19 protein-coding genes are annotated in these 12,756 nt (G+C 61.0%); 7 read left to right on the top strand and 12 right to left on the bottom strand.

The window, feature by feature from the left end; genetic code table 11:
* The first annotated feature begins 370 nt into the window (after positions 1-370).
* Together BS629_RS40535 and BS629_RS39785 are read left to right on the top strand one after the other, a co-directional pair.
* Positions 371-832: a hypothetical protein gene (locus BS629_RS40535; protein WP_018242949.1), complete on the top strand. Its 462-nt coding sequence runs from the start codon at positions 371-373 to the stop codon at positions 830-832.
* Between the two features lie 357 nt (positions 833-1,189).
* Positions 1,190-1,384: a hypothetical protein gene (locus BS629_RS39785; protein WP_018242951.1), complete on the top strand. Its 195-nt coding sequence runs from the start codon at positions 1,190-1,192 to the stop codon at positions 1,382-1,384.
* 103 nt (positions 1,385-1,487) lie between these two features.
* On the opposite strand, the gene BS629_RS17490 is transcribed toward BS629_RS39785, so the two are convergent.
* Positions 1,488-1,688, bottom strand: coding sequence for a hypothetical protein (locus tag BS629_RS17490; protein ID WP_018242952.1), 201 nt, complete (start codon positions 1,686-1,688; stop codon positions 1,488-1,490).
* Positions 1,689-1,941: 253 nt separating this feature from the next.
* Between BS629_RS17490 and BS629_RS39240 the strand changes: the two genes are divergently transcribed.
* Entirely contained in the window at positions 1,942-2,088 is a 147-nt protein-coding gene (locus tag BS629_RS39240; protein ID WP_018242953.1) for a hypothetical protein, read from the top strand.
* A gap of 166 nt (positions 2,089-2,254) precedes the next feature.
* On the opposite strand, the gene BS629_RS17485 is transcribed toward BS629_RS39240, so the two are convergent.
* Both BS629_RS17485 and BS629_RS17480 read right to left on the bottom strand, forming a co-directional pair.
* On the bottom strand, positions 2,255-2,806 hold the full coding sequence (locus tag BS629_RS17485) for a hypothetical protein (RefSeq protein ID WP_018242954.1): 552 nt from the start codon (positions 2,804-2,806) through the stop codon (positions 2,255-2,257).
* 194 nt (positions 2,807-3,000) lie between these two features.
* Entirely contained in the window at positions 3,001-3,447 is a 447-nt protein-coding gene (locus tag BS629_RS17480) for a GNAT family N-acetyltransferase (RefSeq protein ID WP_018242955.1), read from the bottom strand.
* Positions 3,448-3,644: 197 nt separating this feature from the next.
* On the opposite strand from BS629_RS17480, the gene BS629_RS17475 reads away from it, so the two are divergent.
* Positions 3,645-4,385, top strand: a complete 741-nt coding sequence (locus BS629_RS17475) for an SIMPL domain-containing protein (protein WP_018242956.1) — start codon at positions 3,645-3,647, stop codon at positions 4,383-4,385.
* Between the two features lie 325 nt (positions 4,386-4,710).
* Here the strand turns inward: BS629_RS17475 and BS629_RS17470 are convergent, their stop codons facing one another.
* The 6 genes from BS629_RS17470 to BS629_RS17445 all read right to left on the bottom strand — a co-directional run bounded on the left by BS629_RS17470 (position 4,711) and on the right by BS629_RS17445 (position 8,544).
* On the bottom strand, positions 4,711-5,070 hold the full coding sequence (locus BS629_RS17470; protein WP_018242957.1) for a hypothetical protein: 360 nt from the start codon (positions 5,068-5,070) through the stop codon (positions 4,711-4,713).
* A gap of 177 nt (positions 5,071-5,247) precedes the next feature.
* On the bottom strand, positions 5,248-5,553 hold the full coding sequence (locus tag BS629_RS17465) for a hypothetical protein (RefSeq protein WP_018242958.1): 306 nt from the start codon (positions 5,551-5,553) through the stop codon (positions 5,248-5,250).
* Between the two features lie 126 nt (positions 5,554-5,679).
* Positions 5,680-6,102 carry a secondary thiamine-phosphate synthase enzyme YjbQ gene (locus tag BS629_RS17460; RefSeq protein ID WP_018242959.1) on the bottom strand — a complete coding sequence of 141 codons (423 nt, stop codon included), beginning with the start codon at positions 6,100-6,102 and terminating at the stop codon, positions 5,680-5,682.
* A 105-nt stretch (positions 6,103-6,207) separates the two neighbouring features.
* The gene (locus tag BS629_RS17455; RefSeq protein ID WP_018242960.1) at positions 6,208-6,561 is read right to left on the bottom strand and encodes a DUF1428 domain-containing protein; all 354 of its coding nucleotides are present in this window, start codon (positions 6,559-6,561) and stop codon (positions 6,208-6,210) included.
* 91 nt (positions 6,562-6,652) lie between these two features.
* Positions 6,653-7,249, bottom strand: coding sequence for a DUF922 domain-containing Zn-dependent protease (locus tag BS629_RS17450; protein ID WP_018242961.1), 597 nt, complete (start codon positions 7,247-7,249; stop codon positions 6,653-6,655).
* Positions 7,250-7,323: 74 nt separating this feature from the next.
* On the bottom strand, positions 7,324-8,544 hold the full coding sequence (locus BS629_RS17445; protein WP_026188476.1) for an MFS transporter: 1,221 nt from the start codon (positions 8,542-8,544) through the stop codon (positions 7,324-7,326).
* Between the two features lie 239 nt (positions 8,545-8,783).
* On the opposite strand from BS629_RS17445, the gene BS629_RS17440 reads away from it, so the two are divergent.
* Positions 8,784-9,251: an ester cyclase gene (locus tag BS629_RS17440; RefSeq protein ID WP_018242963.1), complete on the top strand. Its 468-nt coding sequence runs from the start codon at positions 8,784-8,786 to the stop codon at positions 9,249-9,251.
* Positions 9,251-10,177: an NADP-dependent oxidoreductase gene (locus tag BS629_RS17435; protein ID WP_018242964.1), complete on the top strand. Its 927-nt coding sequence runs from the start codon at positions 9,251-9,253 to the stop codon at positions 10,175-10,177. The genes BS629_RS17440 and BS629_RS17435 overlap by 1 nt, the downstream gene beginning before the upstream one ends.
* 27 nt (positions 10,178-10,204) lie before the next feature.
* On the opposite strand, the gene BS629_RS17430 is transcribed toward BS629_RS17435, so the two are convergent.
* A complete protein-coding gene (locus tag BS629_RS17430; protein WP_018242965.1) occupies positions 10,205-11,140 on the bottom strand; it encodes a LysR family transcriptional regulator in 936 nt (311 codons plus the stop codon).
* Positions 11,141-11,218: 78 nt separating this feature from the next.
* Positions 11,219-11,938, bottom strand: a complete 720-nt coding sequence (locus BS629_RS17425; RefSeq protein WP_018242966.1) for a Crp/Fnr family transcriptional regulator — start codon at positions 11,936-11,938, stop codon at positions 11,219-11,221.
* 133 nt (positions 11,939-12,071) lie between these two features.
* Between BS629_RS17425 and BS629_RS17420 the strand changes: the two genes are divergently transcribed.
* Positions 12,072-12,317 (top strand): DUF6894 family protein, encoded by a 246-nt coding sequence (locus BS629_RS17420; RefSeq protein ID WP_018242967.1) that lies wholly within the window; start codon positions 12,072-12,074, stop codon positions 12,315-12,317.
* Positions 12,318-12,476: 159 nt separating this feature from the next.
* On the opposite strand, the gene BS629_RS17415 is transcribed toward BS629_RS17420, so the two are convergent.
* Positions 12,477-12,719: a DUF6894 family protein gene (locus tag BS629_RS17415; RefSeq protein WP_018242968.1), complete on the bottom strand. Its 243-nt coding sequence runs from the start codon at positions 12,717-12,719 to the stop codon at positions 12,477-12,479.
* Positions 12,720-12,756: the final 37 nt, after the last annotated feature.

Raw genomic sequence — 12,756 nt, 5'->3', positions numbered from 1 at the left:
ATAACTTGTTCGCAATTACCGGTTTCCCGTGCTTGATATCGCCACGGCACCGACGTCGCCAAACAAGCGACCGCCCGTGGTCTGATAGGGTCTGATAGGGTCTGATCAGCTCTGCAGCTTGCTCGATGATGTAGTTGTTATTCATGTGGGCAGGTTAGCATCCCCAGTCATTTCACCAGGTATCGATGATATCTTTCATGTGCGGCTAGTAAGCAGCTCCAACTTGATCTGCCGTCGGGTCTCAATCGACTCCACACGCTTTCCGAGTGCCGGGGTTGACAGACCCTCAGAGGTTCCTACTTGCCGCCGATATTGATGATTATAGAACCTTAGATTGAGCGTATCTCAGGGATTTCATTCGGAGAACGTTTTGAACGACCTCTTTTTGTCTTCCGATTTCATCCAAGCAAATCGCGTTATAAAGCTTACGTCACCGTTGGGTGACGACCAGCTCCTACCGGAGAGGATGTCGGTCGAGGAAGGGGTAAATCAACTTTTCGAGATAAAGCTCGTCGTTCGTGCCAAACGTGAAGTGGTGAAGCCGGAAGAGCTGATTGGCAACCTGGTGACCGTCGACGTCGAGATCGCCGAAGGCCTTCGACGGCCCTCCTTCTCGGCCTTCCAAACTGCAGGATCGTATATGCCGACGCTATTGGCTTCTTGCCTGTCGTTCACACTTTCAGAGCCCTCATTCCGCGCATCGTTTTCGAACAAAATGCCGCCGATCAAGATCGAGGCGGTTAGGACAAGAAAGGCGATTCCAGCACGCTTCAATTTGGACGTCCTTCGGCTCGGCACGAAAAGAGACGTGAGCAGGTTCCAGCCCATGTAAATGGTGGCAAACCAACCTAGAAAGGCAAATGCCGTGCTCATTCAATTTCTCATCAAGCCGAAGGCACCGCCCTCAATGTCTAGCTCCTTCGCATTGATGCCGATTCCCGCGTAGACCAAATAGCGAAATCGACTGGATGAATGGGACCCCTTTGAACAGACTGCGGCTCCCCATATCGTTGTCCAAACAAACGACATCTGTAGGCGTAGAGGCCAACCTTGATCGTGGCAGCGAGCGCTGGCGAAGGGGTTTTCAGCCAATAACAAAATCTTGATCGGCAACGACAGTTATCGGAACGCCTCATCGGCCCTACTTGCCAGGATTATACGGACACTTTGGACAGTAAGGGGTGGGGAGATGCTTCAAACTCGCAAACTATCGGGGGCCATGACAGCCGTCTTCGTCATTACCGTATCGGCGTCGTCGTGCACCACGAGTTCAAACGACTCGGTGCAGACGGGTTCGGTCGGCTATACCGCTCAGAGCGCTGACTTTGCGCTCCGGCCTGCCTGCCGCGATGGATTCGGCAACGATCGTCCGTGCAGCTATTAGCGCTGGAAAATGAGAAGTCTGATTGCCGCGATGGTTCGTCTGTGGGGATGGCCAGTATCACACGACTTCGTCCGGCGGCATCATGCCCGATCGGCGCACAATTCTAATAGCTACAAGAGCGGCCATCGCTCGGCCTGAACCCACCCCCACACGCCGGATTAAGCGGCTGACGCTCATAGTAACCGCCATAACCGCCGCCGATTGACGACGTCTGGTCGAGGCTTCCGGATGAAGTGCAAGCCGAAGTGATCGTGGCAAGACTGATCAGCGTTCCGGTCGCGATAAATGCGAAAAATCGGTTCATCTGAGCTTCTCCTCGGAGGGGCACGGCTTTAGCCGAAGTTTGCAATCTACCACGCCATCACGAGGGTATGCGAGGACTTATAGGGGCTGAGCGGCCTCGGCGGCCGCTTCTAACGCCAATGTGATCGTTTTTCAGGCCCAATGCCTCAAGCCATGCACTGTCGCATAACTGTCATGTAAAATTGCCCATTGCGATAGCAGCTTGCGCAAAATATATGCTGCCAGCTAACAAAAAAAAGAATGAGTAAACTGCCATGAGTGCCATACAGAAACTTTTCCACCGCAATCTCCTGACCCGCTTCGTTGCTGGTCTCGGCGCGGTTCCCCAGCGTATTCGCGACGCACGCGAAGAGCGCAAGCCCGCCATCCATCCATCCTTCATGGACGATTTCGGCGCCTGAAGCGCGTAGCGAACCTTTAAGTTCGCTTACCGCGCTTTCGCCTTTGGTTTCGCGCATGTGTTTATCGCGAAACCGCTCCACACATTTGCGTGACATGCTTTGGCCATCCAAGGCATCCGCTCGCCGCCGGGTAAGGTAGTGACCTCATCCCGGCTGGCGCGCATCCTCAGTTGACTACGGGTGCGGCCGGTTCGCCCCAGCTGGATATAGGTTGGCCGGCCTTGGTCGCCACCCTGACGTCATAGAGCGCGAGTGAAGCCTGGAGCTGCCGCATATCGTTGCAGCGGTTGATGATGCCACCGATATACTGCACGCAATCGCTGGCGCTGCCCTGTACCGAGCCCGTGGCCCAATCCTTGACGATTCCGTCGGCGCCCACCAGGAAATAGGAAAGCCGGTTGTTCTGCGAAATCGTGGAACTGCCGACCAGGCCGGCGAAATTCGTGCCGGTCTCGGTCTGGGCGCCGGGCGCCATATGCCGGTAGATCGTCATGCCGTTCATCAATGGCGTCGCGCCGATCATCGGCCCGAAGGTTGCGTCGGAGCCGGAAAGCTGCGCCATTGGCGACTGGCCAAGATTGGCGACCTCCGTATAGGGCTTGCCCAGCGCATAGCTGGTGTAAGAGCGGTTGGCGGCGTTCTCCGCCTTTTCCGCCACCTGAGAGCACCCCGCCAGACCGATGGCGAGGCTGATCGAAAGAATTGCCATGAAGCGCATGCTGCCCCCTTGCCGGCCGTAGCAGCGCGGCCGCCGTTTGTTCCTTAACCCGCCTTATTTGCTATCAGGTTTGCAGGATTTGGGAAGCGGTCGCGCCAGAGCAGCATTGTTTGCTACAGCTTTACCGGCGTGCCGTGTGAGTCCCCTCTGCCCAGGCCCGGGCAGAGGGGGGCGGCCACAGCCGGCGGTCATGATCAAGCCACGGCGGAAAATTCCTTGCGGAACCAGATCCGGTCAACGGGCCGGCCTCCCGCATGCCCGCTGATCCTGCCGAATTCGACATATCCGAGCTTCGGGTAAAAATCCGGGGCCTGGGTCGAGAGCGTGTCGACGCAGGCGGCGACCGCGGCGCGGCGACGCCCTTCTTCTTCGGCCGCCGCCATCAATTTCGTGCCGATGCCGCCCAGCCGCAGCGATTTTGCGACCCACAGATTACCGATGAAAAGAACCGAGAAGGAAACGGACGCCGTTATTCCGGCGATGAGCCCTCCGTTCTCTCGCCAAACGACGGCAAAAGCCTCGCGTCTGATCTTAGCGCCCTCGTTGAAGGCGTTCAGGCCGTCTGATATCGCGGTGGCGATCTCGGACGGGACGGGATCGAGCGTTTCGAACATTGCTTCCTCGTCGTCGATGGTCGCCATATGATAGCGAGCCGTCGGTTCCGGTCCAGCCGTTTCGGCTCTTAAGAGTTGGCGGACGTCCTGCAGGTTCAGGCTCCGATACAGGCATCCCTGACATTTTTTTCTCGCTACACATGCGCCTGTCTTTTCCGCCGTAATAGCTTCACAATCAACCGACAGAAAGCTCTTCCGGGAAACGACAACCAAGGAATGAAAACATGGCGCCGATCTATACCAGAACAGTCCTGATGACCGCCCTTTTGGCGCTGCCGCTGGCCGCCGCAGCGCCTGCCTTCGCGCAGGAGATGAAGCCGCGCGAGCCGGTGATTTCGGTGACCGGCGATGGCGAATCGTCCGTCGCTCCCGATATGGCCATCGTCAATTTCGCCGTCGTCAAACAGGCGAAAACCGCCCGCGAAGCGCTCGACGAGAACAACAAGGCGATGAACGACGTGCTTGCCGCGCTGAAGAGCGGCGGCATCGCCGAGCGCGACCTCCAGACCTCCGGCTTTTCCATCCAGCCGCAATACAATTATCCGCAGCCGGTCGACGGCCAGCAGCAGCAGCCGCAGCTGATCGGCTACCAGACCATCAATTCGGTCACCGTCCGGCTGCGCGATCTCGCCAAGCTCGGCGCGGTGATCGACCAGTCCGTCAGCCTCGGCATCAACCAGGGCGGCGACATCCAGTTCACCAATGACAAGCCGGATGCCGCCATCGAAGAGGCGCGCAAGGATGCCGTCGCCGAAGCCGTCAAAAAGGCGAAGACGCTGAGCGAAGCCGCCGGCGTTAAGCTCGGCCGCATCATCGAGATCAACGAGAATGTGCCTCGCGCAATGCCGCAGCCGGTCTATCGCGCTACGATGATGAAGGAGGCCTCCGACGCTGCCGTTCCCGTCCAGAGCGGCGAGAACAATTACAATGTCAGCGTCACCGTGACCTTCGCCATCGAGCAGTAAAATGAAAGCGCCGCGCGTCTTTTCAGGCGCACGGCGCTCAAACTGCTGTCAAAGTCTACCGACTTCCTGCTGATTGAGACACGCGACATCTCGGCTCTGGAGATCGGCGACACCAGCCCCTCATCCGGCTGCCGCCACCAGCCGGATGAGGGGCAGCCATTGGCACCAACCGGACAGCCGTGGCACAAGACCCAAGATGATGCCGGAGGAAAGAGCGCAGTCAAACTGAGCGCACAAAGAAAACCGCCCTTGCCGATCCGGGGAGACTGGCAAAGGCGGTTGTGGCCGCCGCATCGGGGAGACGAGGCGGTATTCGACCTTGATATCAGCGGCGCAGAGCGGGGCAACCGCGCACATTGCCGAAGCTCATCTCATCGGGGCCGCGACGGGTCCAACCCTGGACGATCACGCGGCGCGGCGTGATGTCGACGACGCGGGCGCGGCGGAAGCCGTAATCGCGAGCGAGGTTTTCGGCGAGCTGCGGATTGCAGCCGCGCGACGGGCGGCCATAGCCCGGAGGCGGACGGTCATAACCCGGAGGCGGACGGCGATAGTCCTGCGGCGGACCCCGGTCCGGCTCGCCAATAATGATATTCAACTGGGCGGCGGCAGGCGCCACCGTGCCGGCCAGGGTACCGGCTGTCAGCATGACGGCAAGACCCGCCTTTGCCAGAAACTGCATCATCGAAAAACCTTTCGTTTGAAAGTCGGGCCGGTCAAGCCGCCCTCCCCATTCGTCCGCATTACGCCGAAGCGTCATTTGGGAATCACTCATACAGGTCAGAGAAGAGACGGCTGAAAGTGTCAGCGTCAAGGCAAAAACGGGGCGGCAAGCACCACATGGGCGCTTGCCGCGGAGTCCTCAGCGCCGGATCAGCGGGCAGCCGCGGACATTCGCGAAGGTAATCCTGTCCCAGCCGCGGCGTTCGCGCCCCGCGACGACAACGACCCGCGGTGACATGCGGGTGATGTGGGCGTCCCGCAGGCCGAAATCACGCGCCTTGCGCACCGCATGCATCGGCGAGCAGCCGCGTATCGGACGATGGTATTGCGCCTCGACGATAAAGCTCGTCTGCGGCCCTGCGGCGGCGGCCGTGGAAACTGTGGCCGGAATGGTGCAGAGGGCGAGCAAAGCGGCAAGCGAAGCCTTGGTCAGGAAATGCGTCATGGGGTGTCTCCGTCGATTGGTATTACCTAAGCTCTCCCTTCAGGGATTGTCTCGACAGTAACCGCCGCAAACTGAACGGTGTTCGAACCGGGCATTCAGTTTGCATTCACAAGAATGAATCCGGTTTCAGCTGCTAAGATGCAGCACGATTTCGCGCCGGTGCGGCCGGTCGCGATGTTCGTAGAGATAGATACCCTGCCAGGTGCCAAGCATCAGCCGCCCCCTGGCGACGGGAATGCCGATCGAGACCTGCGTCAGCGCCGCCTTGATATGCGCCGGCATGTCGTCCGGCCCCTCGGCCCGATGCACGACCCAGCCCATCGAGGGATCGGAGGCCGGCGGCACGAGGCGGCGGAAGAAGGAGAGAAGATCGGTGCGCACGTCGGGATCGGCATTTTCCTGGATCAGCAGCGAACAGGAAGTGTGGCGCACAAAGACAGTGAGAAGCCCCTCCTCCCGCCCCGACGCGTTGACGAAAGCGCTCGCCTGGTCGGTGAATTCGTAAAGGCCCTGTCCGCGTGTGGACAAGGTGAGGATCGTCTGAGGCAAGGCGCTCTCCCGTCTTGGAATGACATCTCCCGGGAGTTGGCGCGCCGTGACGGCCAAGTCAATGCTTGCCTCACGCAAGTCTACACGCGCCCTGGCAAGGCGGCATCAGAGCTTGAGCATCATCTCGAAGCCGCCATAGATCATCCGCTTGCCGTCGAACGGCATCTGCCATTGGTCGCCCTTGAGCCTCGGATCGTCCATCACCTTGGCATTGATATCGTCACGCTCCTGCCGGGACCGGTAGACGATCCAGGAAAACACCACCACCTCGTCCTCCTTGGCCTGCACGGCGCGGGGAAAGGAGGTCAGCTCGCCATAGGGCACGTCGTCGCCGATGCATTCGACATATTCGAGCGCGCCATATTCCTTCCAGATCGAGCCGGCGAAGGTCGAGAATTCTTTGTAAGCATCGACATTCTCCTTCGGCACCGCCACGATGAAACCGTCGACATAGGACATTGCGCTTCTCCTCCACCTGCCCTCGTTAGCGGGAGAGATAGGAGGCTGGCCGGACAGGTCCAGGGATAAAGCGCGCGGCAGCGACGGGCAATCAGGGCCCGTTCACCAGCTTGAGGATGAGCTGCTGGATATTGCCGCCGTCACCCATTTCGATCTTGTCGAAGTCACGGCCGCGCTGGCGCTGCCTGCCGGAAATCTCGCCGAGGCGGCGGGTCAGTTCGATCCGGATCTTCTTGCAATCGGGATCGTCGGCGACGGTGAGGCCGATGCTCGTCGCCTCGATTTCCTTGACCATCTCCTTGATGGTCTCGCCATGCACCCGCTCATGGGCCTGCACGCCTGATATGAAGGCCTGCCAGCTGCTCTTGACGGCGGCCGGCAGCTCGGCCGCCGGCTTCGGCAGCGTGTAGGTGATGATCAGCTTCGGCCGGTTGGTCGTGATCACGCAGGCGTTTCCCTGCGGTTCGTATTTCCGGGTCCAGGTCAACTTGAACGTCGTATGCGCGATCACCCTGCCCGCACCGGCTTCAGGCCCTCGCGCCCCAATCGATTCATAGAGCTCAGCGCCCGTTTTGCCTGATATCGAATAAGGCCGCACCTCTTCGACCGCCTGCCACTCGGCCAGCGCCATAGCCGGCACCGACGTGAAAACTGCCGCCAGGACACAGGATAGGAAATTTGTCGTCACGCGCGGCTCCGCCGAATGATATTTGGGGCGAACCTAACGGGAGCGGTCGCCGCTTTCAACGCGTCATGCATGCTCTAGCCCTGCAGCGTCTTGACCTTGGTGAGATCGGGGAAGAGCCGCATCCACAGGAGCACGACGACGATCGTGCCGAGCCCGCCGACAACGCCGGTGGCGACAGGCCCGAGGGCTGCTGCCATCATGCCGGATTCGAATTCCCCGAGCTGGTTGGAGGTGCCGATGAACAGCGAGTTGACGGCACTGACGCGGCCACGCATTTCGTCCGGCGTCAAAAGCTGCACCAGCGAGCTGCGCACGACGACGCTCACCGTGTCGGACGCGCCGACGACGAGCAGCGCTACGACGGAAAGCGCGATATTGGTGGAGAGCGAGAAGACGATGGTGGCGACGCCGAACACGGCGACGGCGGCAAGCATCTTGCGCCCGACATTGCTCTCGAGCGGCCGGCGGGCAAGCACGATCGACATGGCGAGCGCGCCGACCGCCGGCGCCGCGCGCAGCAGGCCGAGCCCCCACGGACCGGCATGCAGGATATCGCGGGCAAACATCGGCAGCAGCGCGGTCGCGCCGCCGAGCAGCACCGCGAAGAGATCGAGCGAGATCGTGCCAAGCATCACCGGCCGGCTTCGGATGAAGGAGACGCCGGCAAAGACCGAGGCTAGTGTCACCGGCTCGCGCTTGGCAGGGCTCCATTGCATCCGGATCGAGATGACGTTGAAACTCGCAACGGCAAAAAGCAGCGCCGCTATAGCAAAGGGCGCGACGGGATGGAGGCCATAAAGCAGGCCGCCGAGCGATGGGCCGACGATCAGCGCCGTCTGCATCATCGAGGTCGAGGTTGCGACCGCCTTCTGCAGCATCGAGGCCGGCACGATGTTCGGCAGCAGCGCCGCCATGGTCGGGCGCTCGAAGGCGACGACGGCGCCGAGCACCGTGACGGCGGCAAGGATGCCGGCCGGCGTCAGCCATTGCTGCCAGGTGGCGATCGCCAGCACCAGGGCCGTCACCGCCTCGATCAACTGGCAGACAAGCCCGATGCGCCGCCGGTCGAACCGGTCGGCGACATGACCGACGACGAAGGTCAGCACCGCCATCGGCAGGAACTGGCAGAAGCCGACGAGGCCGAGCGCAAAGGCGCTGTGCGTCTGATCGTAGATCATCCATCCCATGGCAATGCCAATGGACTGGAAGGAGAGCGAGGAAAAAACGCGGGAGGCAGCGAAGTTCAGATAGCCGGGGTGGCGAAGAACGCTCCCCGGTCCTTGGGATATGTCCATTGCGATGTCACCGGCCGGCAGCGCGGGTCCGCCAGCCTTTATAGAGTTTTTGAATGCCGGAACGGTGTTCTGCTCGAATGGATGGCTTGTCAATCGGAATGAGCTGCGCTCACCGGATTGCGTTAGGCCCGGGCCTTTACTCATACAAAATATGGATGGGACGATATATCGAGTATCAATTTCCGATATGGAGCGGCTGGCCGTAGCCTCATTGCTGTTACCAAACCAAGAGGCTTTCGATGACCATCGACACCACGGCAAGTACGCTGACCGCAGAGCAGCACGCAACGCTTGAAACCTTCTACGGCGCCTTCACGCGCAAAAATCCCGATCTTCTCGATGAGGCCGTCACATCAGGCTGGCAGGATATTCCGCTCGCCCCCGGCCAGGGTCCCGGCCCAGCCGGGCTGAAGCCGATCATCCTCGGCTTTATCGAATCCCTGCCGGATGTGGAGATCGTGGTCGACGAAGTGATCGGCTTCAACGACCGCGCCGGCGTTCGCGCCCGTATCGTCGGCACCCAACGCGGCGCGCTCTTCGGCATTCCGGCGACGAACCGCCGAATCGAGATCGCGCTCCATGAATTCCACCGCTTCGAAGGCGACATGATCTCTCACACCTGGCATCTCGAGGACTGGTTCGGCATGCTGCACCAGCTCGGCGCCTGGCCGCCAAAGACGACGTCCCTTCATCCGAAGAGCGCGTGATGAAGGCCGCCCGCATCCATGCCTATGGCGCGATAGACGATATCCGGATCGAGGACGTGCCCGAGCCGGTACCCGGCCTTGACGACGTGCTCATCCGTGTCGAGGCCGCCGCCCTCAATCCAATGGATAACAAGCTGCTTGCCGGATATCTGAAGGACTTCTTCCCCCTCGCCTTCCCCTATACGCTCGGGACCGATCTCGCCGGAACGGTGGTTGCAACAGGCCCGCTCGTCGCCACCGTCAGGCCGGGTGACAGGGTGATCGCGCGCACCGATCCGGCAAGCGGCGGCGCCTTTGCCGAACTGGCGGCCGTGCCTGCCCGATTGGTCGTTCCGGTGTCGGCCGATCGGCCGCTCGCAAGCCTTGCCGGCCTGCCGACGGCTGCGGCCAGCGCCTGGCAGGCGCTGTTCGAGGCCGGAGCCGTCCAGCCCGGCCAATCGGTGCTCATCCATGCCGGCGCCGGCGGCGTCGGCAGCTTCGCGGTTCAGCTCGCAAAGCGTGCCGGCGCGCATGTGACGGCAACAGCCTCCGCGGCCAATCTCGACCTCGTCCGCTCGCTGGGCGCTGACAAGGTGATCGACTATCGCAACCAGGATTTTACCGCCTTGGCGACGGGCCTCGACCTGGTGATCGACACGATTGGCGGCGAAACGCTGGAGCGATCACTCGGCATCATCCGCCGCGGCGGCAAGCTCATCGGCCTTTCCGCACCGTTCGACACCGAAGGGCCGAAGGCGCGCGGCATCGATGCGCAATTCCTCTTTCACCAGAGCGATGCCGGCCGCCTGGCTGCGGTGGCGGCACTTGCCACAGATGGCCGTCTCCAAAGCGTTATCGGCCAAGAATTCGCCCTTGCGGACACGGCCGAGGCCTTGCGGTCCCTTTCTAGGGGCGGCGCCCGCGGCAAGACGCTGCTGATGGTGTAAGACGAGCTGGCGACTTCAGAAGCAGGATCAGTTCGATTCCCCGAGCCGATCCTGCTTTTTCGCCGCAACTGACCCGATCAGTTCGCGGAACCACTGCTGCCCGACATGGGAATCGTTGCGGCGATGCCATGACAGCGCAAAGGAGACCGGCAGCAGCTCGATCGGCGGCTTATGGAGAGACAGCTGGGCGCGGCTATCCGAAACGTCGACGATGCCGCGCATCAGCGTGGCGACGAGATCGGTCTCGGCGACGATCGCCGGCGCCGCATACATCTGCGGCAGCGTCAGGCCGAGCCTGCGGCGCAGGCCGAGTTCCGAAAGCTTACGGTCGACATGGCCATAACGATCGCCTTCCGGCGATACGAGCAGGTGGTCGAGCGCGACGAAAGTATCGAGATCGAGACCCCTTGCCGCCGCCGGATGATCGGCGCGGACGATCGAAACGAAGCTCTCCTCGAAAAGCAGCCGGGAAAGGATGCGTGGCGACGTGGAAACCGGCACGCCGACCGCCGCATCGACCTCGCCAGCATCGAGCATTTCCACCGCCTTTTCACGGGCGATGAAACCCTTGACATCGATGCTGATATTCGGCGCGGCCTGCCTGATCGCAGCCAGCAGCTTCGGCAGAAGCACGAAGGCTGGGTGTTCGGAGAGACCGAGCCGGAACGAAGCCGATGACGACCGCGGGTCGAAGACGCCACTGAAAGCCAGCGCCTCCTGCGCATGCCGCAGAGATTTTCCGATCGGCTCGGCAAGATCGAGCGCGCGCGGTGTCGGCTCCAGCCCGCTCGGGCTGCGCACGAAGAGCTCATCCTGAAAAAGCTGGCGCAACCTGGCAAGCGCAGCACTCATCGCCGGCTGGGTGCGGCCGATGCGGGCGCCGGCCCGGGTGACGCTGCGCTCTGCCATGATCGCGTCGAAGGCGACGAGGAGGTTGAGATCGACCGCTGGAAGATTATTCATGATGTGGATGATCCCGGTCGACGACTATCGACCGGCAACATGTTGCAAACCCCGTTTAGATGCAAGAACCATGACGCCCTAGCGCGGTTCCCTGGAGATGCTGAGATAGCCGGGATCGAATTCGGCGATTTCCTGCAGGCGTTCCCAGTCGACGATGGTGATCGTCCGGTTCTCCCAGATGAACACGCCCTCGCGCCTCAGCGCCTGCAGCGTCTTGTTCAGATGGACGACGGAAACGCCGAGCACGTCGGCCATCTCGATCTGCGTCAACGGAAACTGGAAGCTTGCGCCCCGCGTCCGCTTCACCACCTGCAGCCGCACGAACAGTTCGCAGACGAGGTGGGCGATATGGGCGCGCTTGGAGCGCCGGCCCATGGCGACGATCCACTCGCGGTGGATGGCGCCATCGACCAGCGTGTCGAGCCAGAGCAACCGCGTCAGGTGCGGCATGCGCTCGGTGATCGTCCTGAGATCGCCGTGGTCGGCGAAGGCGACATGGCAGGACGACAGCGCAACGATGCCGTGATCCATCTTCTTGATCGGGAAAGCGTGCAGATCGACGAAATCGCCGGCGACATGCAGTGCGGTGATCTGGCGACTGCCATCGGCCATCACCTTGTAGCGCGCCGCAAAACCATCAAGCAGCAGCGTGCTGTAACCCGGCCTGCTCCCTTCGGAGACAAGATCCTCCCCGGCAGCAAAATACCTGTCCTTGACAATGATCGCTCTGAGATGGCTTTCCTCTTCGGCCGACAAAATATCGCGGCTTCCAAGGTTGAGCACCAGGGATTCAATCACGGTCTTGCCCGCCCGATATTGCTGGAGCCCTGATCCATTTCGATGCGACCTATATTTTCTATAAGAATCAATGCCTAGCCTCGGGAACAATTGTCTTCATCTGTGATTTCTCCTGTGACGCGCAGGAAAGAACATGGCTCGCTACTATTTCGATCTACACAACGGGGAAGGCCCCACGCGCGACGAGCACGGTACCGAGCTCAGATCTCGTGAAGACATTCCGAAGGAGCTGACCCGCATCCTGCTGGATGTGGCCCGCGACGAACTGCCCGCGGGTGATCGCATGACGATCGCCATCACCGTTCGCGACGAGAGCGGCGATCCGGTCACGGTTGCCAGCCTCGTCTTCAACAATGAATGGCTCGACGTCTTGCGATAGCGGTTGCCGTTTAGGGGCTGCCGCCGGTCACTCCTACGCATCAATCCGACTCGGTCGGTTGGCGCGACGCTAAGACCCGCCTTGATAGCCGGCAATTAAATTTGACATAGTCTTTTGATTGCTTTGGCTCGATCGACCGGCATTCGCAGGTTGGCGTGCCTATCGTGGCTGTTTCGCAATTTCTTCGAGAATCAGCCGGATTTCTGCGAGCGGTCGCCGGCTTTCATCGAAGAGTTCCACCGACATCATGTTCAGAGGTGCAGCCGGCAGACCTTCGGTGGCCATCTCCGCCAACACGCGCCGTGCCTCCGCTTTCGCAGCTTCGATGGATTCAAAATCATATGCCGTCTCGGTCGTCCCGGCGCCATCACGATCGAAGAGCTGAAAATAGAATTTTGGCACGACACATCTCCCCGCTAGATGACCCTAACGGTCCGGC

Origin of the sequence: Rhizobium leguminosarum bv. viciae USDA 2370 (genome assembly GCF_002008365.1) — a bacterium.
Lineage (GTDB): Bacteria > Pseudomonadota > Alphaproteobacteria > Rhizobiales > Rhizobiaceae > Rhizobium > Rhizobium leguminosarum.
This window is presented reverse-complemented; position numbering and strand designations above follow the sequence as displayed.